This is a genomic window from Microbulbifer sp. CnH-101-G (assembly GCF_052466775.1).
In genome coordinates, this window is record NZ_CP174292.1 from 4,425,607 (window position 1) to 4,443,742 (window position 18,136).

The 18,136-nt window shown below is 54.1% G+C and carries 17 protein-coding genes; 9 read left to right on the top strand and 8 right to left on the bottom strand.

From position 1 onward, the window contains the following. From ACJJID_RS19560 to ACJJID_RS19580, 5 genes are all read right to left on the bottom strand, one after another. Window positions 1–813 carry a symmetrical bis(5'-nucleosyl)-tetraphosphatase gene (locus tag ACJJID_RS19560; protein ID WP_444920903.1) on the bottom strand — a complete coding sequence of 271 codons (813 nt, stop codon included), beginning with the start codon at window positions 811–813 and terminating at the stop codon, window positions 1–3. Window positions 814–840: 27 nt separating this feature from the next. Further along, a complete protein-coding gene (gene rsmA / locus ACJJID_RS19565) occupies window positions 841–1,641 on the bottom strand; it encodes a 16S rRNA (adenine(1518)-N(6)/adenine(1519)-N(6))-dimethyltransferase RsmA (protein WP_444920904.1) in 801 nt (266 codons plus the stop codon). 46 nt (window positions 1,642–1,687) lie between these two features. Continuing rightward, window positions 1,688–2,680 carry a 4-hydroxythreonine-4-phosphate dehydrogenase PdxA gene (gene pdxA / locus ACJJID_RS19570; protein ID WP_444920905.1) on the bottom strand — a complete coding sequence of 331 codons (993 nt, stop codon included), beginning with the start codon at window positions 2,678–2,680 and terminating at the stop codon, window positions 1,688–1,690. 72 nt (window positions 2,681–2,752) lie between these two features. Then, window positions 2,753–4,075, bottom strand: a complete 1,323-nt coding sequence (locus ACJJID_RS19575; protein ID WP_444920906.1) for a peptidylprolyl isomerase — start codon at window positions 4,073–4,075, stop codon at window positions 2,753–2,755. A gap of 20 nt (window positions 4,076–4,095) precedes the next feature. Continuing rightward, the gene (locus tag ACJJID_RS19580; protein ID WP_444920907.1) at window positions 4,096–6,696 is read right to left on the bottom strand and encodes an LPS-assembly protein LptD; all 2,601 of its coding nucleotides are present in this window, start codon (window positions 6,694–6,696) and stop codon (window positions 4,096–4,098) included. A 261-nt stretch (window positions 6,697–6,957) separates the two neighbouring features. On the opposite strand from ACJJID_RS19580, the gene ACJJID_RS19585 reads away from it, so the two are divergent. From ACJJID_RS19585 to trpC, 8 genes are all read left to right on the top strand, one after another. Continuing rightward, the gene (locus ACJJID_RS19585; protein WP_444920908.1) at window positions 6,958–7,998 is read left to right on the top strand and encodes an aminoglycoside phosphotransferase family protein; all 1,041 of its coding nucleotides are present in this window, start codon (window positions 6,958–6,960) and stop codon (window positions 7,996–7,998) included. 28 nt (window positions 7,999–8,026) lie between these two features. Then, window positions 8,027–8,734 (top strand): nucleotidyltransferase family protein, encoded by a 708-nt coding sequence (locus tag ACJJID_RS19590; RefSeq protein ID WP_444920909.1) that lies wholly within the window; start codon window positions 8,027–8,029, stop codon window positions 8,732–8,734. Between the two features lie 19 nt (window positions 8,735–8,753). Next, entirely contained in the window at window positions 8,754–9,416 is a 663-nt protein-coding gene (gene rpe / locus ACJJID_RS19595; RefSeq protein ID WP_152451025.1) for a ribulose-phosphate 3-epimerase, read from the top strand. A 230-nt stretch (window positions 9,417–9,646) separates the two neighbouring features. After that, window positions 9,647–11,158, top strand: a complete 1,512-nt coding sequence (gene trpE, locus ACJJID_RS19600) for an anthranilate synthase component I (RefSeq protein ID WP_444920910.1) — start codon at window positions 9,647–9,649, stop codon at window positions 11,156–11,158. Continuing rightward, window positions 11,145–12,008 (top strand): ion transporter, encoded by an 864-nt coding sequence (locus ACJJID_RS19605; RefSeq protein WP_444920911.1) that lies wholly within the window; start codon window positions 11,145–11,147, stop codon window positions 12,006–12,008. Before trpE ends, ACJJID_RS19605 begins: the two co-directional genes overlap by 14 nt. Next, window positions 12,005–12,583, top strand: a complete 579-nt coding sequence (locus ACJJID_RS19610; RefSeq protein WP_444920912.1) for an anthranilate synthase component II — start codon at window positions 12,005–12,007, stop codon at window positions 12,581–12,583. Before ACJJID_RS19605 ends, ACJJID_RS19610 begins: the two co-directional genes overlap by 4 nt. Window positions 12,584–12,656: 73 nt before the next feature. Further along, a complete protein-coding gene (gene trpD / locus ACJJID_RS19615) occupies window positions 12,657–13,706 on the top strand; it encodes an anthranilate phosphoribosyltransferase (RefSeq protein WP_444920913.1) in 1,050 nt (349 codons plus the stop codon). Next, window positions 13,700–14,497 (top strand): indole-3-glycerol phosphate synthase TrpC, encoded by a 798-nt coding sequence (trpC, locus tag ACJJID_RS19620; protein ID WP_172975475.1) that lies wholly within the window; start codon window positions 13,700–13,702, stop codon window positions 14,495–14,497. The genes trpD and trpC overlap by 7 nt, the downstream gene beginning before the upstream one ends. A gap of 74 nt (window positions 14,498–14,571) precedes the next feature. Here the strand turns inward: trpC and crp are convergent, their stop codons facing one another. Further along, on the bottom strand, window positions 14,572–15,222 hold the full coding sequence (crp, locus tag ACJJID_RS19625; protein ID WP_051089460.1) for a cAMP-activated global transcriptional regulator CRP: 651 nt from the start codon (window positions 15,220–15,222) through the stop codon (window positions 14,572–14,574). Window positions 15,223–15,521: 299 nt separating this feature from the next. Here crp and ACJJID_RS19630 point away from each other — a divergent pair, with 299 nt between their 5' ends. Beyond that, the gene (locus ACJJID_RS19630; RefSeq protein WP_152451038.1) at window positions 15,522–15,929 is read left to right on the top strand and encodes an OsmC family protein; all 408 of its coding nucleotides are present in this window, start codon (window positions 15,522–15,524) and stop codon (window positions 15,927–15,929) included. Between the two features lie 98 nt (window positions 15,930–16,027). Here the strand turns inward: ACJJID_RS19630 and coq7 are convergent, their stop codons facing one another. Continuing rightward, complete coding sequence (gene coq7 / locus ACJJID_RS19635; RefSeq protein WP_444920914.1) at window positions 16,028–16,672, bottom strand: 2-polyprenyl-3-methyl-6-methoxy-1,4-benzoquinone monooxygenase; 645 nt, start codon at window positions 16,670–16,672, stop codon at window positions 16,028–16,030. 57 nt (window positions 16,673–16,729) lie between these two features. Then, window positions 16,730–18,028 carry a phosphoribosylamine--glycine ligase gene (gene purD / locus ACJJID_RS19640; protein ID WP_444920915.1) on the bottom strand — a complete coding sequence of 433 codons (1,299 nt, stop codon included), beginning with the start codon at window positions 18,026–18,028 and terminating at the stop codon, window positions 16,730–16,732. Between the last annotated feature and the right edge of the window lie 108 nt (window positions 18,029–18,136).

Sequence of the window (18,136 nt, forward strand, 5' to 3'; positions counted from 1 at the left end):
TTACAGGCTACAGTCGGTACAAAAGAACTCTTCATCGCCTAGTCGCATGGCCGTGAGATATCCACCCCAAACACAGCCTGTATCCAAAGCGTAAATGTTTTCGGTATCAGCTCTGCCTTCAAGGGCGGCCCAATGGCCAAAAATTATTTTGTCATTTTTGGTTTTTCTATCAGGGAAACTAAACCAAGGCTTGTAATCCCCATGAGATGCTTGTGGTCCGCGCTTGGTAACAAGGTCGAGGGTGCCATCCTCTTTGCAAAAGCGCATTCGTGTGAAGTAATTAGTAATAGAGCGGAGCCGCTCAATGCCGATTAGATGATCACTCCAGCAGTGGGGCTCGTTACCGTACATACCATAAAAAAAAGCTTTTGCCATTGCTTCGTCTGAGAGAGCAAGTTCGACTTCGCGTGATAGTTTCTGTGCTTTGGTGATACTCCAGATGGGGGGGATGCCGGCGTGGACCATGGTATACCCCTTTTTATGCACCAGTAAGGGGAGAGTCTGTAGCCAGCTTAATAGACGGTCAGAATCTTTTGCCCTAAGAATTTTTGCGAGGTCTTGCTCTTTGTCTGCCAGGTGCTTGGCGCCATGCGCCAGTGCCAATAGATGCAGATCGTGATTGCCGAGAACTGCAGTGACTTGCTGACGATGCTCATAGAGAAATCGCAAGGTGCCCAAGCTGTCTTCACCACGGTGAACCAAATCTCCGGCAATCCATAACTTGTCACGGTCAAAGCGAAAATGGATTTTTTTCAGTAGGCGTTTTAAAGATTCGAAACAGCCCTGAATATCGCCAATAGCATAAGTGGCCAAACTCTTATCCCCCGAGGTCTAGCTTGCTTATTGTTGCCCAAGCTTTGCGCAGTAATTCGACAATTGTACAAATTCTTGCACACTTAATGTTTCTGGGCGGCGGCTCGCGTCTACTGGCAGTTGCTCATGGTCAAGTGCAGGGAACAGGGGTTTTAGTGCGTTGCGCAGAGTTTTCCGGCGCTGTTGAAAAGCGATATTAACGATTCGTTCCAGTAGCTTTTCATCTTCCGCCATATAGGGGATTTCACTATGGGGGATCAGTCGGACAATAGCCGATTCAACTTTAGGGGCTGGCCTGAAGGATTGCGGGGGCACTGGGAATAGCCCTTGTACACGGCAGTAATACTGAACCATGACGGTGAGGCGTCCATAGGATTTTGTTCCGGGACTTGCTCCGAGGCGATCGACGACTTCTTTTTGCAGCATAAAGTGCATGTCCTGCACTTTGCCTTTGAAACTGAGCAGATGAAATAAAAGAGGTGTCGAAATATTGTAGGGTAGATTACCAACGATACGCAGAGGGCGCTCCGCGGCAAACTCACCAAAATCAAATTTCAATGCGTCCCGCTCAATAATCTTGAAATCTGGATAATCCCTGAACTTAAATTCCAACATGGGAATTAGATCCCTATCCAGTTCCACGGCAGTGAGTGAGGGGCAGCGTTGTAGGAGTAGTTCGGTAATAGCACCTTGGCCTGGACCAATCTCAACTAATTTATCGGTTTCTTTAGGAGCTATAGAGCGAACAATACGCTCGATAATATTCCCATCGACCAAAAAATTCTGGCCGAAACGCTTGCGTGCCTTGTGTTGGAAAAAATTGTCCATTAATTAATCTGCAATTCTAAAAGTGGTATGAGGCTTATATAGGCTGCTATCGTCTAGCGTGCTGTAGTTGCGCCAGTTCAATTGCCTGGGATAGGGCAGCTGCAAGGCTACCGCAACTGGCTTTGCCGCTACCAGCCAGGTCCAGAGCTGTGCCGTGGTCGACCGAGGTGCGAATAAAAGGCAAGCCCAGCGTAATATTTACGGCTTTGCCGAAGCCGTGAAATTTTAACACCGGCAGCCCCTGATCGTGGTACATAGCAAGTACCGCATCGAAATTTTCTAACTGAGGAGGGGTAAACAGCGTATCCGCCGGCAGTGGGCCGGTCAGATGGAGCCCACGACCGCGCAGTTTTTCAAGTGCAGGTTCAATCACTTCAATCTCTTCCCTGCCCAAGTGGCCTCCCTCTCCGGCGTGGGGGTTTAGGCCACAAACCCCGATGTGGGGTGAATCGATGCGGAATTGGTCGCGCAGACCGCGATGTAAGATCTCCGTAATGAGCTCCAGACGATCACCGGTTATTGCCGCGCTGACATCTTTAAGTGGCAGATGTGTAGTGACAAGTGCCACCCGCAGCTTCTGAGCGACCAGCATCATAACAACCTGCGCTACGCCCGCTCGTTCTGCAAAAAATTCGGTATGGCCACTGAAGGGAAACCCCGCCTCATTAATTACCCCCTTGTGCACAGGGCCTGTCACCAGAGCGTCAAACCGGCCATTAAGGCAGCCATCTGCGGCTATCTCTAATGTCTTTAATACATAGGCGGCATTGGTAATGTCCAGCTTTCCTGGCCGGGAAGCCTGTTTCAAGGGGCTTTCTAAAATAAAGAGGCTGCCAGGGGCCGTTTCTGATAGTGGGGTATCTTCAGAGAAAGATAGAAGCTGCAGGGGAAGCTCTAGTCTGCGGGCAGCTTGTTCCAGAAGGCTGGGATCTGCAATGGCAATCAACTGGGCAGGGCTGCCTTGCTGGGCGACTTTGACACATATCTCCGGGCCAATACCTGCAGGTTCTCCGGGAGTTAATGCGATTCTGGGTATCATAGAGAGGCCACACCTTATACGAATAAAAAACCGGGCGCTTTGGCCCGGTTTAAGAGATCTCAGAAAGCGCTCTTATTGCGCTTCTTCTTCGGAGTCCTCTTCCTTCTTATCTGTCAATTTGATCTCTACATAAGCCTGGTCTCGAATTTCCCGGCGCCAATTTTGCAGCTCTTCTTCATAGCGGCGGTTTCGTAGGAGGTTCGAGGCCTGGTTGCGGATGTACTGATCGGTCATGTCCTGTTTACGTCGACCCTCCACCTTTAGGATATGCCAGCCGAACTGGCTGCGAAATGGCAGACTGATTTCGCCGATGCCGGTGGTCTTCATGGCCTGGGTAAACTCCGGCACAAACTGCCCAGGCATAGACCATCCGAGATCGCCGCCGGATAGCATAGAGCCAATATCTTCTGAATTCTCGCGGGCGAGTTCAGAAAAATTATCGCTGGTCATCGCCTCTTCGCGCATGGCCACAAGCTTGTTATAGGCCTCATCATCGGTAAGGATGGCGGAAGGCTTTAATAGGATATGGCGAACCTTAGTTTGCTCCACCAGTTGCTCACTGGCGCCTTTTTGCGCATGTATCTTGAGTAGGTGGAAGCCGGCATCACTGCGGAAGGGTTCGGTTACATCACCGACTTTGAGGCCGTTGAGCGCATCGGCAAAGAGGGTGGGGAGCTCCACGGTCTTGCGCCATCCCAAATCGCCACCGGCAAGGGCATTCTGCCCGGCAGAGTTGGCGATTGCCAGGCGACGGAAATCGGTACCGTCGCGGACCTGTTTAACCAACTCTTCGGCTTTCTCACGCGCCTGGGTAACTTCGCTGGCGGGGGCGCTGGAGCTGATCGGGATCAGGATATGGCCCAGCTCGTATTGAGGGGACTTCCAGAACTCCCCCTCTTTGGAGCGTAGGAAATTGTCGATGTCCTGGTCGGTGATCTGGATTCGGCGGTTGACGCTGCCCTGTTCCACCCGGCGGATCATCAGCTCCTGGCGGATCTGCTGGCGGAAGCTCTTCATGGTCATGCCATCAGCGCGCAGGCGCTGACGAAACTCTTCCGGGCTGACACTAGCGTTTTGTTGAACTCGGGCGATTGCCTGGTCTAGCTCGGCTTCAGAGATGGTAACGCCCGCACGGGAAGCCATCTGTAGCTGTAACCGCTCAATGATCAGTTGTTCGAGTACCTGGCGGCGCAGAACATCGACAGGCGGTGCCTGGACCTGTTGGGCTTGAATCTGGCTGGCGATAGTATTCATGCGCTGGGCTAGCTCACTGGCCATAACCACATCTTCATCGACAACAGCGACTACCCGGTCCAGGGTTTGTACTTGAGCTGTGACCGTGCCGGCGATCAGGGCGCAGGCAGCCAGAACGGATGACAGGCCTAGTTTAGGCATAAATTTCTGTATTATTTCCATCACGGTTTTAGCTTTTCTCTCTGATCAAAATTGGCAATTCCTTGGGTCAGCATCTGGGTGACTGTTGCTCCAAACCCTGCTAACCCCTTCAATTGTACTTCGAGATAGACACCCTCATCGTATTGGAGGTCTTCAGCTCGAACGACACCGGCTAGGTCATTGTCCAAGGTTCGGCGCCATACCAGACGTGCCCGGTAGCAGCAGTCGTCATATTCGATGCCTGCCAAGTATTCCAGTTCCCGATCCAATGATAGATCGTAAGCCGCGCCAGCCATTATAGAGGTATGGGTGTTGATAGGTAGTACAGCGGAGCCGTTCAACTGGCGTGTAGGAGTGTCTTGCTCAATGCCATCCTCATTAATAAATGAGACGTTGTTGTAGCGCTTATAGTAGTAGCTGAGGTTAAAAATTCGCGCATCATCGTCAAAGTAGCGCAGGCTAAAGTTACCCCTATTGACGTTGTGCTCAGTGTCATCGTAGACCAGTTCGCTGCCAATACGCAGGGACTGAATAGGACGACTCTCCAGCCTTGCTGCAAGTTCTGAGCGTGGGGTTTCTTCAATAAGCTCCTTCAGACCAATTTGGGTGTCACTGGAGTAAAAGACTTGGCCGATACTGGCGGATAACAAATCTCGCCCACTAATAGGCTCGATAAAGCGAGTGGTCAGTCCTAATGCAACTCTGCTTGCATCATCGATACGGTCATTACCGGTAAAGCGACTATGGCGGAACAGCTGGTCGTAACTGAAGGTGAACAGCGAGGTATCGTAAAGTAGGTTGTTACTTTGAGGGTCGATGGGGCCTACGTCGTTGATGTCATCACCGGTAATATCGAAGAAATCCTCCTGATTAGCATTACTACTGAGTAGTCCGTACAGGCGGGGCTCCAGGGTCTGAATGTAATCGCGGTTAAAGGCGAAGCCATCTCGTTCGAAGTAGAGGCCGGTGTCCAGGGTGATTTGGGCGGCGGAAGCACTGGGAGTGTCGTTCGCGCCTTCTGGCAGGAAGGTATCACTGACTTGGTAACCTAGATAGCGGCCAGCTAATCCAGGTTTAAAGTAGCCCCACAGCCACTCTTTATCCCAAAAAAGCTCATAGTCCAGACGGAGGCGGTCCGCAGTAACAAAGTCTTTTGTGCTTGTGGTGACGCTATCGGGATCATCAATATCTCGAATAAACCTAATTGTCTGCGTATCTTGATGTCTCCATACCGTAGCTTCATTTTGTAAGGCTAGCTGCCATTCTCCCCAGCGGTAATTGCCGTCCACATCCAGCCTGGGTAGTTGGGCAAAAGTGTCGAAGCGATCATTTTCCAATACTTGGTAATCCTGGGCGCGAAGGGTGATTGCCCAGTTTTCGAAAGTCAGTCTACCCTGGGCTTTCTGGCTTACCTGGGTTTCCGCGTTGATATCAAGGTTGGTAGTACTTAAATCCCGGAAATAGTCGGGATCACTGACTTTGGTGTAGTCGATATCGGTACGCCAGATACTTCCGCTATAACCGCCCTGCTGTTCGAGGTTTACCAACCATCGATCTTCACCTTTGTAGGGCAGGACCAGGTCCTGTGGGAAGCCTCGGTCGATCAACTCTTGCGCAAGGTCACTGTTACCGCCCTTGTCGTCAGGGAGGTCCGCGACACGGATTTCCGTGTTGAACATGGGGCTCAGGTGGCGGAATTCCACCTCCAGGCCAGTGCCTCGGTACTGGATATAGCGGGGTGTGATGGTCGCATCCATCTCCGGGGCGATGTTCCAGTAATACGGAACAGACAAGTCCCAGCCATTCTTTTCGCTGTTGCTTAGAGAAGGAAAAAGGAAGCCCGACATGCGCGCATCGCCCACGGGGAAGCGAAAATAAGGGAAGTAGAGCACGGGGACATCCAGTATCTCCAGGCGTACATCCCGCGCTGTTCCCTGGCTTTCCACTTGATCGATATTGATTTCACCGCCACTCAGGCGCCAGAAGGCTCGACCTGGCTCACAGCGGGTATAGGTGCCATCGGTAAGGGTCAATTCGCCACTGGTTTGGCGAGCAACTTGAACCGCATCGCCATGGATAAACTCGTTGTGCACCACATAAGTCGCGTCCTCAATGGAGGCGGCCTCGGTGTCGGTGTGCACCTCGGCGGTGGCGCCTCGAACCAGTAAATTGGGTTCACGCAGTTCGATAGCGCCGCTCAGATAAGCGGTGTTGGTCTGGCGATTGAGTTCCACCTGATCGGCAAATAATTGGCGATAGCCCTGGGTGATATGGACATTGCCACTCAGTTCAGCAGACCCATCGTCTGACAAGTGGGACTGTTCAGCCGTAGCACGCAGTGGCGCGTCTTCCGGGGGGAGATTCGCATCCGGATAATCTCTGGGCGGCTCAATAAAAGCGCCGGTACAAATTGCCGGTATCCTGGCTCTTTCCTCAGGGGTCAACTCTGAGCGGGGTAACCAATCCAGATAGAGGTAAGGATTATATTCGGGATCTAGGGCGGTCTGCTCCGCCTGGGTCCATAGGGGGGCCGCGGCCATCAAGCCGAGCGCAACAGTGTGGACTTGTGAATTCTTAGCGATCGCCAGCGCGAGGCGACGCCACCGGGAGACTTCAAGCATCAATCGATAGGTTCCGGCTATTCTTTGGTGTTTCTTTTATCGGCAGATGCGTGCACAGCTATCTAGCCGGGGCGCGCAAAAAATTATCGCCCGATTCTACTTGAATGTAGGAGTGGTTAATAGCCGTACAGGTGGTACGTGAGTAGCAGGGGGATAGTTACTGCGTCTTACCGGGCAGGGTTTCAATGTGGGCCGCTAAGTGGGAAACTGCCGCGATAGAAAGAATTAGCTATAGGCCAAAGAGCAAATGAAGGATGTATTGTGAGTGATGACCTGCGACGAGAGACGCTGACTCGTTGGGTGGGGAGGGCTTTGGATACTGAGTCACCAATAGAGTTGGCCAAGCTTACCGGGGATGCAGGTTTTCGGCGCTATTTCCGTACTTTTACCGAGCCCAGATTAATTGCTGTTGATTCCCCTCCTGAGCGTACCAATCCAGCTCGCTTTATAGCACTTGCCGATTATCTGCGGCGCAATGGCGTTCACGCGCCCATGGTGATGGCTGCCGATACGACTAATGGCTATCTGCTATTGGAAGACCTGGGTGATACCCAGTTATTCAATGTGTTGAGTCATGACAGTGTTGAGGGGCTCTATGCGGAGGTAATGAGCGAATTGCTAAGTCTCCAGCAGATTCCTCGTGAAGAGGGTTTATTCCCGGACTATAGCCAGGAATTGTTGCTGACAGAGATGCGTATTATGCCCGAGTGGCTGGTAGGCAAATTACTAGGCTACTCCCTAAATGAAGCGGAAAACTGCCTGTTGCAAGATACCTTTCAACAGTTATTGGAAAGTGCCGCGAGCCAGCCGCAAACCCTGGTGCATAGGGACTACCACAGCCGCAACTTAATGGTCCGTGGTGGTGAGCGTCCCGGAATCGTGGATTTCCAGGATGCAGTGTGGGGACCGATCACCTACGATTTGGTCTCTTTGTTACGGGACTGCTATATCCGCTGGCCACGCCAACGGGTCGAGCGCTGGGCTTTGGCCTATGCCGCTACCGCAGAAGCTGCTGGGGTGCTGGAACCTGTAGACCCGAAAGAGTTCATAAAGTGGTTCGACTGGATGGGCCTCCAGCGTCACATTAAAGTGCTGGGCTTGTTTCCACGCCTTTCGCTGCGCGATGGCAAGCAGAATTACCTGGTGGATCTGCCCTTGGTGATACGCTATGTGCTGGAGGTTGCTGATCGCTATGAGGAATTCAAGCCGTTTGCGCAGTGGTTTGAGCGACAGCTGCTCCCGCTGATCGAGCAGCAGCCCTGGTACAGCGATTATCGCTGTGCCGGAGACAAGCTCAGATAAGCCGAATAAAAACTGATAGATGAATTGAATGACTCAGCTCACCGAAAAAGCCCCGACAACCGCTATGGTCTTGGCGGCAGGTTTTGGGCGTAGGATGCGCCCTCTTACTGACCAAACCCCCAAGCCTTTGTTGTCTGTGGCAGGCAAACCTCTGATTGAGCATGTACTGGAGCGATTACAGGATGTAGGAATTCAACGGGTAGTGATCAACCTGGGCCATTTGGGTCATATGATTCGTGACTACCTGGGGAACGGCAATCGCTGGGGCCTGGATATCCAGTATTCTGTGGAGCAGGAAGACCGGCCCTTTGAGACTGCAGGGGGAATTCTCAACGCGATGCCGCTGCTGGGAGAGGGTCCATTTTTTGTGGTTAATGGGGATGTCTGGTGTGACTTCGACCTTTCCCAGTGGGTGGCCCGCCCGCTGCCCAAAGAATGCCCCGGTCGCCTGCTTATGGTGCCCAACCCCCCGCATAACCCGGAGGGGGACTTTGGAATTGAGAATGGCCTGTTATCCGGAACAGCTAAGCCCCGCTATACCTTTGCCGGCATCAGCTGGCTGCGCCCCGAGGTGTTGACCCGCTATCCCAAAATGCGCGAATGCTTCGGCCTTGGTGAGGTGTTCACCTTTAATGAGGATAAGTTACAGGCGGATTTATACACCGGGGACTGGTGTGATGTGGGCACCCCCGAGCGCCTGGAAAACCTGCATTACCGCCTGAGTGCGGAAAATTGAGTTACTGAAGGAAATAAAGATGTCAGATTACAAGATTGCCCCCTCGATTCTCTCCGCTGATTTTGCCCGCCTCGGTGAAGAGGTGGACAACGTATTAGCGGCTGGTGCCGATTGGGTGCACTTCGATGTGATGGACAACCACTATGTGCCCAACCTCACCATCGGCCCAATGGTGTGCGAGGCGTTGCGTAAGCATGGTGTCGAGGCGCCAATTGATGTGCACCTGATGGTGGAGCCGGTGGACGATATGATCCGCATGTTTGCCGATGCGGGTGCCAGCTATATTACCTTTCACCCGGAGGCTTCACGCCACCCGGACCGCTCCCTGCAGTTGATTCGCAGCCTCGGTTGCAAGGCCGGTCTGGTGTTTAACCCGGCCACAGGGCTGGATGCGGCCAAATATGTGATGGACAAGCTGGATATGATTCTGCTGATGTCAGTCAATCCGGGCTTTGGCGGCCAGAAATTTATTCCGGGCACCCTGGATAAATTGCGTGAGGCGCGTCAGCTGATCGATGCTTCTGGTTACGATATTCGCCTGGAAATCGATGGCGGGGTCAACCGCGACAATATTGCGGAGATTGCCGCCGCCGGCGCGGATACTTTTGTTGCGGGTTCTGCGATTTTCAATGCCCCCGACTACGCTGAAGTGATTGGTGCAATGCGCGATAGCTTGTCCTGAGAAAAACCTGGCGGGTAACCTCTTGCCCGCCGTATACGGGATTTGTAAACTTGTGCGCCTGCACAGAGGGAATTTCCGTGAACCACACTATCCCCACATCCAGCAGCTGGCGATGGCGCCGCTGATCCGCTGAGGCCAATGGGTCAAAGATACCATTCGGCCACCTCTCCCGTGGGCGCTGCCTATACTTTGGCGCCAACTAGAAAAATACCTAATAGATCGGAGTCTCTATGACCCCTAGTGAATACGCCCAACTTGTGTCTGCGGGCTACAACCGTATCCCGCTGGTGCGCCGAGTACTGGCGGATATTGAAACCCCCCTGTCCACTTACATGAAGCTTGCCGAAGGGCGTTATAGCTACCTGCTGGAGTCGGTACAGGGCGGGGAGAAATGGGGGCGTTACTCCATTATTGGTCTGCCGGCAAGAACTCTGCTGCGAGTACGTGGCAGCGAGGTTACGGTGGAGCGCGATGGGGTGGTGATTGAAAGCCACACGGAGCGGGACCCGCTGGCATTTGTGGAACAGTTTCAGCAGCGCTATCGGGTGCCGGAACTTACCGATTTGCCGCGCTTTAACGGCGGCCTGGTCGGCTATTTTGGCTATGACTGTGTGCGCTATATTGAGCCGCGTCTGGCCCACAGTGTGCCGCAGGATAGCCTGGGTAACCCGGATATCCTATTGATGGTCAGTGATGAGCTGGTGGTGTTCGACAATCTCGCCGGTGCGGTTATTTTTATTGTGCACGCGGACCCCGCTCAGGCCGATGCCTATGAGCGAGCCCAGCAGCGCCTGGATCAACTAGTCGAACGGTTAGCCCAGCCGTTACCTAATGCTGTGCCCCTGGACCTGAATGGCAAGGGAATTGAGGAGAGTGCTTTTCACTCTCACTTTGGTGAGGAAAACTTCAAGAAAGCCGTGGACCGGGTGAAGGAATATGTCCTCGCTGGCGATGTGATGCAGGTGGTGCCCTCCCAGCGCCTGTCGGCTCCCTTCGACGCACCGCCCCTGAATTTCTATCGCGCCCTGCGCAGCCTGAACCCCTCACCTTATATGTATTTCCTCGACCTCGGCGATCACCAGGTTGTGGGTTCTAGCCCGGAGATTTTAGTGCGTCTGGAAGAGGGTGAGATGACTGTGCGTCCGCTGGCTGGCACTCGCCGTCGCGGTACCTCGGAAGAGGAGGATAAAGCCCTGGAGCAGGAACTCTTAGCCGACCCCAAAGAGTGTGCTGAGCACCTGATGTTGATCGACCTGGGGCGCAATGATGTGGGCCGCGTAGCGGCGACGGGCAGCGTGAGGGTCACCGAGCAGATGGTGGTGGAACGCTATTCCCATGTGATGCATATCACCTCCAATGTCACGGGTCAGTTGAGGGAGGGGCTCACCGGTATGGACGCCCTGCGCGCGGCACTGCCGGCCGGTACTTTATCCGGGGCGCCAAAGATCCGCGCTATGGAAATTATCGATGAACTGGAACCGGAGAAGCGCGGTATCTATGGTGGTGCAGTGGGTTACTTGGCCTGGAATGGCAATATGGACACGGCCATCGCAATACGCACCGCAGTGATCAAGGATGGGCAGTTATTTATCCAGGCCGGTGCCGGCCTGGTAGCCGATTCAGACCCTCAGTCCGAGTGGGATGAGACCATGAACAAGGCCAGAGCACTGTTTCGCGCAGCGGGCATGGCTCTGGCTAGTAGTTGTAAAGAAGTAAAGATCGAACAAGATGAGCGAAGCTAGTATTCCCCAAAAAATATCTCTTGCCACCCGTTGCCAACAGATAGTCGAAGCCCCGCTATTTAATCAGGTGATCATTGGGATAATCCTTCTCAATGCGCTGGCGGTGGGACTGGAGACCTCCAGCTGGGTGATGGAGCATTTCGGTACCACGCTGGGCGTCGTTAACCAGCTGGTACTGACTGCTTTTATTGTAGAAGCGGGAATAAAAATAGTTTCGCAGGGATCGCGCCCCTGGCGTTATTTCGCCAGCGGTTGGAACTGCTTTGATTTTACCATCATTGCCCTCAGCCTGATTCCCGCTACAGGGCCACTGGCAACACTCGCTCGCTTGGTAAGGGTACTGCGGGTACTGCGTCTGGTTTCCGCTTTCCCGGAATTGCGGACTCTGGTGGATACACTGTTGCGCAGCTTGCCGAGCATGATGCACATCGCAATTTTGATGGGGATTATTTTTTATATCTATGGCGTGGCGGGCTATTTCCTCTTTCACGAGGTGGACCCGACCCACTGGCGCAGCTTGCCGATCGCTCTGTTAAGTCTGTTCCGAATTGTGACCTTTGAGGATTGGACCGACATTATGTACACCGCAATGGATTCAATGCCCTGGGCCTGGCTCTACTTTGTCAGTTTTGTGGTCATGGGCGCTTTTGTCATGATCAACCTGTTTATCGGTGTGGTAATCAATAACCTGGAGGAGGCCAAGCTGCGTCGTATGGATGAGATGTGCCTGCCACCCAGTCAAACCGAAATCCTACGCGAGTTGCGCTCAACCCAGGCGGCGCTGGCGCGTTTGCAAAAACGCATGGAAGCATCTTCCGACACTGCACAGGCAATGGGAGCCAAGCAATGATTTTAATGATCGATAACTACGACTCCTTTACCTGGAATGTGGTGCAGTACCTTGAGGAGCTGGGTGCGGAGGTTGTGGTCAAGCGCAATGACGAGATCACCCTTGAGGACATTGAGCAGATGGCCCCAGCGAAAATTGTGATTTCACCGGGTCCCTGTACACCCAACGAGGCCGGGATTTCCCTGGAGGCAATTCGCCACTTTGCAGGTCGTATTCCCATTTTGGGCATTTGCCTCGGGCACCAGAGTATCGGCCAGGTGTTCGGCGGTCGCGTTGTGCGTGCCGGCCAGGTTATGCACGGCAAAACATCGCCTATAGTGCACAACAACCTGGGGGTGTTTCACGGCCTGTCCAATCCTTTCGAGGCCACCCGTTATCACTCCCTGGTGGTGGAAAAGGGCAGCTTGCCTGAATGCCTGGAAATTACCGCCTGGACGGAGACGCCAGACGGCGAGATCGATGAAATTATGGGGGTGCGCCACCGGGAATTGCCAATCGAGGGGGTGCAGTTTCATCCCGAATCCATTCTCACGATGCATGGCCACGATATGCTGAGGAATTTTCTCGAGTCCTGATGCTAAGGGCAAAACGCGGAGCGGTTATTTGCGCTCTGCACCAATCAACACTGAGCGGGACAAGGGGGACACAATGAATATACAAAAAGCCATCGCCAAGCTGGTGGATGGAGAGCACCTGACTCGTGAGGAGATGCGCGAGACTGTCGGCCAGATTATGCGTGGCGAAGCCCTGGAAGCACAGATAGGAGCCTTGCTGATTGCGTTGCGTATTCGCGGTGAAACCGTCGATGAGATCGTCGGAGCGGTGGAAACCATGCGCGCACTGGCCACCAAGGTGGAACTCGACCTGGACAACACTGTGGATATTGTCGGCACCGGCGGCGATGGCGCGAATCTGTTTAATGTGTCCAGTGCCAGTGGCTTTGTTGCAGCTGCCGCCGGGGCCAGAGTGGCCAAACATGGCAACCGTTCGGTGTCCTCAAGCAGTGGCTCTGCGGATCTGCTTGAGCGCGCTGGGGTTTATCTGGATTTAAGCGCGGAACAAATGGCCCGCTGTGTGGAAACGCTCGGTATCGGCTTTATGTTCGCGCCCAGTTTCCACAGCGCCGTTCGCCATGTGGGTCCCGCGCGCAAAGCACTCGGGTTACGCACTATTTTTAATTTGCTGGGTCCCATGACCAACCCCGCCGGAGTTAAGCGCAAGGTTATCGGAGTTTACGAGAAGCATTATTGCCGCCTGTTGGCCGAAGTTCTGCAGCGTCTCGGTTCCGAGCACGTATTGGTCCTGCACAGCGATGATGGCCTCGATGAAGCCAGTATCGCCGCGGATACTTTTGCGGTGGAATTAAAGGATGGTGTTATTAGTGAGTTTACACTCCGCCCCGAAGACTTTGGGTTGCCCCGCCAGAGCCTGGACGGATTGATCGTTTCTGGTGCCGAAGAGTCTCTGTCCCTGATCCGCGACGCACTGGGCAAACGTGAAACCGAGGCGGGGCAAAAAGCTGCGGATATTATCGCCCTGAATGCAGGCCTGGCTATTTATGTCAGCGGCACCGCAAACACGGCAGAGCAGGGCGTTGCCATGGCGCAGGACGCCATCGATAGCGGTTTGGCTGCAGAAAAAATTAATGACCTGGCTGCCTTTACCAGCGCCTTTCGCCCCGAGGAAGTGAAATCGTGAGCACACCGACCATTTTAAAAACTATTATCGAGCGCAAGTGGCAGGAAGTGGCGGAGCGTAAATCCCTATGCAGCCTGGAAGATATGCGTCTAAGCGCACAGGACCAACCGCCGGCAAGGGGGTTTGTCGCGGCACTGGAACACAAAATCGCCGAGGGGGAGGCCGCGGTGATTGCGGAAATCAAGAAGGCCTCCCCCAGCAAGGGAGTGATTCGCGAGGATTTTCTTCCCGCAGAAATTGCGACCAGTTATGAGAGAGGCGGCGCTGCCTGCCTATCGGTGCTTACCGATAGGGATTTTTTTCAGGGCGATGACAGCTATTTACAGCAGGCACGCAACGCGGTGCGCCTGCCGGTGTTGCGCAAGGATTTTACTGTGGACCCCTACCAGGTGTTTGAGGCGCGTGCCATCGGGGCCGACTGTATCCTGCTCATTGCCGCCTGCCTGGAAGACCAGCAAATGCAGGAACTCAATGGTCTGGCTTTGGAACTGGGATTGGATGTGTTGGTGGAAGTACACAATCGCGCAGAGTTGGAGCGTGCACTGGTTTTGCCCAACCGTTTAATCGGGATTAATAATCGCAACCTGCACACCTTTGAGGTGCAGTTGGAAAATACTTTCAAGCTGCTCGATTTGATCCCCAAGGATCGCATTGTAGTTACTGAAAGCGGTATCCACACCACGGATGATGTCGCGGCCATGCGTGGGCACAGCGTCGATGCATTTTTGGTTGGTGAGGCCTTTATGCGTGAAGAGGAGCCGGGGCGTAAACTGATGGAGATGTTTAACTGACTGCAGGTGAAAAAATAAAAAAAGGGCGATATTAAAATCGCCCTTTTTTTTATGCTGTGGATTAACTCGCCTTACTAGCGGGTACCGTACACCACCATGGTTTTACCCTTGACCGAGACGAGCCCCTGTTCTTCCAGAGTTTTCAACACACGTCCGACCATCTCGCGGGAGCAGCCGACGATTCGGCCAATTTCCTGGCGAGTGATCTTGATTTGCATACCCTCTGGGTGGGTCATCGCATCGGGTTCGTTGCACAAGTCTAAAAGGGTGCGCGCCACACGACCGGTAACATCCAGGAAGGCCAGGTCGCCGACCTTACGAGTGGTATTGCGCAGGCGTCCGGCCATTTGCGTAGCCAGGGCGAACAGGAATTCCGGGTGCTGACGAGTCAGTTCCTGGAATTTGGTATAGGAAATTTCCGCAACTTCACACTCAGTTTTGGTGCGTACCCAGGCACTGCGGGTGTCCTGATCAAACAGGCCCATTTCCCCAAAAAAGTCCCCGTCGTTCAGGTAGGCCACAATCATTTCACGGCCTTCATCATCCTCAATCAGGACAGTCACTGAACCGCGCATAATGAAATAGAGAGACTCACAGCGGTCGCCGGCATAGATAATCGTGCTCTTGGCCGGATAGCGGCGCCGGTGGCAGTGGGCCAGAAAGTCTTCAATATTGCCGATAGTCATGGGGTCTTCGATAGCAACCGTCACGGATTTATTCCTCATTTTTAGTCTCGTGCTCTATCCCGGCTTTAGCAGCTGAGCACTATTGAATTATCGCGCGAAAAAACAGTCCCCAACAGAGGTTGGGCGCGGCAAAGTTCCGCAGTGTGACCTGTGACACCCTGGCGCCGGTGCGATTGGACTGCAAGCGGGCTGCTGCGTTCACTGACGAAAGGTATCACTTCGGGAGTCAACATTCCGCGCGGAGGTGTTGTGGACACTATACCGGAAATACTCTGTTTGTCGGCATAATCTTGTACTGTGCTAAGCTTCGCGACTTGAATTTCAGTGGGAGCATGGCAATGCAGGGCAAGGTAACCTGGGTTAATGATTTGACCTTCGTCGGCGAAGCCGGCAGCGGTAATTCTGTAGTGATGGAAGGGGGCCGCACCAATAATGGCGTGCGTCCGATGGAGATGATTCTCCTCGGTGTTGGCGGTTGTGCAGCTTACGATGTGATTTCCATTTTACAAAAGGCGCGCCAGGATATTATTTCCTGTCACTGTGAATTGAATGGTATTCGCCCGGATACTACCCCTTCACCTTTTGAGCGAATTGAAATGGAGTTTGTTGTGCGAGGTCGCGGATTGAAAGAGTCCCATGTCGCTCGTGCGGTGGAATTATCTGCAGAAAAGTATTGTTCCGCTTCAATTATGTTACGCAATGCGGGAGTAGAGATTGTACACCGCTATCGAGTGGAAGAAGCCTGAATTAAACATTGTACGAAAAAGAAGAAAAAAGAAAAGGCCCGCTAAAAGGCTGTTACTTTTAGCGGGCCAGTCCATTTTGTGAATCGGTACTTAAAACTCTAAATTTTGTAACTGGCTGAAGTCATTACCTTGGATACCAGTGACATAGCGCCTTTCACCGGTGCGGGGAAGCGTTTACCCCCGGCGGCCAGCGCCGCGTGAGCGTGTTCGCTCTCATCGACCAGCATCTGCTCCACCACGGCGCGACTGCGTTTGTCCTGGGCCGGTAGTTTTTGCAGGTGACTCTCTAAGTGCTCACAGACCCTTTCTTCTGTCGCGGCGACAAAACCCAGACTGATACGATCACTGATTTTGCCGGCGGCGGCGCCCAGTCCAAATGACAAGCCATACCAGAGTGGATTGAGCAGGCTAGGGCGGCTGTCCAGTTCTTTGAGACGTTGCTCACACCAAGCCAGGTGGTCGATCTCCTCATCCGCAGCGCGTTCCATTTCTCCGCGAACTTCCGGCAGTTTTGCGGTGAGTGCCTGGCCTTGGTAGAGAGCCTGAGCGCACACTTCGCCGCTGTGGTTGACTCGCATCAGGCCGGCGGCGTGCTTGCGCTCGGAGTCGCTGAGCTCGGCCTCTGCTTCGCCTTTGGCCGGGGATGCGCGACCGTGGCAGGGCTCGCCCGGGCTCAGGGTGCGCAGGGCCCGATCAGCCTGAATCAGCAGGCGATCGAGTCCACTCAGATTGCGTTCGCTCATGTGTGTTGCTCCCTCTGTATGGCGGCAGCTAGAAGCTACCGCCACGACTGGCTAAAACTACTTATCGCTACCGGCCTGTTCTCTTTCGATCGCGCGATAGCCAATATCCTTCCGGTAAAAGACACCTTCCCAGTAGATGGTGCGGGCAGCCTCATAGGCATTGGCCTGGGCTTCGGCGACAGTGTCCCCCAATGCAGTGGCGCAGAGTACACGGCCGCCATTGGTGACCACGCGCTCGCCGTCCAGGGCGGTACCGGCGTGGAAGACCTTGGCGATATCACTATCGGCTTTTTCAAGTCCACTAATAGCATCGCCCTTGCGGTAACTACCGGGGTAGCCGTGTGCGGCTAGTACCACCCCGAGTGATGGGCGCGGGTCCCACTCTGCCGTTACGCTGTCCAGTTTCTTATCGAGCGCAGCCAGGCATAGGTCTACCAGATCGGACTTCAGGCGCATCATAATGGGCTGGGTTTCGGGGTCGCCAAAGCGACAGTTGTACTCGATCACTCTGGGAGCGCCCTGGGGATCGATCATCAGGCCGGCGTAGAGAAAGCCGGTATAGGGTGTGCCCTCAGCGGCGAGGCCTTTTACGGTGGGCTCGATCACTTCCTGCATAATGCGCTGGTAAACGCTGTCGGTCACTACCGGTGCGGGAGAGTAGGCACCCATACCGCCGGTATTGGGGCCGGTGTCGCCGTCACCGACGCGCTTGTGATCCTGGCTGGTGGCCATGGGCAGGATATTCTCCCCATCCACCATAACGATAAAGCTCGCCTCTTCACCCTGCAGGAATTCCTCAATCACTACACGGCAGCCTGCGTCGCCAAAGGCGTTGCCGGAGAGCATATCGCGCACTGCCAGCTCGGCCTGTTGCTCGGTCTCGGCGACGATGACGCCCTTGCCGGCGGCGAGGCCATCGGCTTTGACTACGATGGGCGCTCCGCGCTCGCGGATATATTCGACGGCCGGCTCAATTTCGGTGAAATTACGATAGGCAGCGGTGGGGATCTCGTGGCGTTCGAGGAAATCCTTGGTGAAAGCCTTGGAGCCCTCCAGTTGGGCAGCGCCCTTGCTGGGGCCAAAGATGGCGAGGCCGCGTCCGTTAAAGAAGTCCACGATGCCGTCAACCAATGGCGCTTCGGGGCCGACGATAGTGAGTTCCACGCCGTTTTCCTCGGCGAAGTCCGCCAGTGCGGGGAAATTATCGACGCCGATAGCCACATTCTGCACTTTGCCTTCACGGGCGGTGCCGGCGTTGCCCGGGGCTACGAACATGGTGCCCACTTTTGGGTTTTGTGCGGCTTTCCACGCCAGGGCGTGCTCGCGGCCACCTGAGCCGATGATCAATACATTCATTCTTAAATCCCCCTAAGTCGACCACTTGGGTCCATTGGACAGGTATCAGGTGCGCTAGTTTAGCGCGGAATCATTGCAGGTGGTGTTGTCCGCCTGCAATGGGCGCCT

Excerpts from the sequence above, each read along its gene's own strand:
- rsmA (WP_444920904.1), bottom strand. The coding sequence starts at position 1,641 with ATGGACAATTTTTTCCAACACAAGGCACGCAAGCGTTTCGGCCAGAAT.
- pdxA (WP_444920905.1), bottom strand. The coding sequence starts at position 2,680 with ATGATACCCAGAATCGCATTAACTCCCGGAGAACCTGCAGGTATTGGC.
- ACJJID_RS19575 (WP_444920906.1), bottom strand. The coding sequence starts at position 4,075 with ATGCCTAAACTAGGCCTGTCATCCGTTCTGGCTGCCTGCGCCCTGATC.
- ACJJID_RS19580 (WP_444920907.1), bottom strand. The coding sequence starts at position 6,696 with ATGCTTGAAGTCTCCCGGTGGCGTCGCCTCGCGCTGGCGATCGCTAAG.
- ACJJID_RS19590 (WP_444920909.1), top strand. The coding sequence starts at position 8,027 with ATGACTCAGCTCACCGAAAAAGCCCCGACAACCGCTATGGTCTTGGCG.
- rpe (WP_152451025.1), top strand. The coding sequence starts at position 8,754 with ATGTCAGATTACAAGATTGCCCCCTCGATTCTCTCCGCTGATTTTGCC.
- trpE (WP_444920910.1), top strand. The coding sequence starts at position 9,647 with ATGACCCCTAGTGAATACGCCCAACTTGTGTCTGCGGGCTACAACCGT.
- ACJJID_RS19605 (WP_444920911.1), top strand. The coding sequence starts at position 11,145 with ATGAGCGAAGCTAGTATTCCCCAAAAAATATCTCTTGCCACCCGTTGC.
- ACJJID_RS19610 (WP_444920912.1), top strand. The coding sequence starts at position 12,005 with ATGATTTTAATGATCGATAACTACGACTCCTTTACCTGGAATGTGGTG.
- trpD (WP_444920913.1), top strand. The coding sequence starts at position 12,657 with ATGAATATACAAAAAGCCATCGCCAAGCTGGTGGATGGAGAGCACCTG.
- crp (WP_051089460.1), bottom strand. The coding sequence starts at position 15,222 with ATGAGGAATAAATCCGTGACGGTTGCTATCGAAGACCCCATGACTATC.
- ACJJID_RS19630 (WP_152451038.1), top strand. The coding sequence starts at position 15,522 with ATGCAGGGCAAGGTAACCTGGGTTAATGATTTGACCTTCGTCGGCGAA.
- coq7 (WP_444920914.1), bottom strand. The coding sequence starts at position 16,672 with ATGAGCGAACGCAATCTGAGTGGACTCGATCGCCTGCTGATTCAGGCT.
- purD (WP_444920915.1), bottom strand. The coding sequence starts at position 18,028 with ATGAATGTATTGATCATCGGCTCAGGTGGCCGCGAGCACGCCCTGGCG.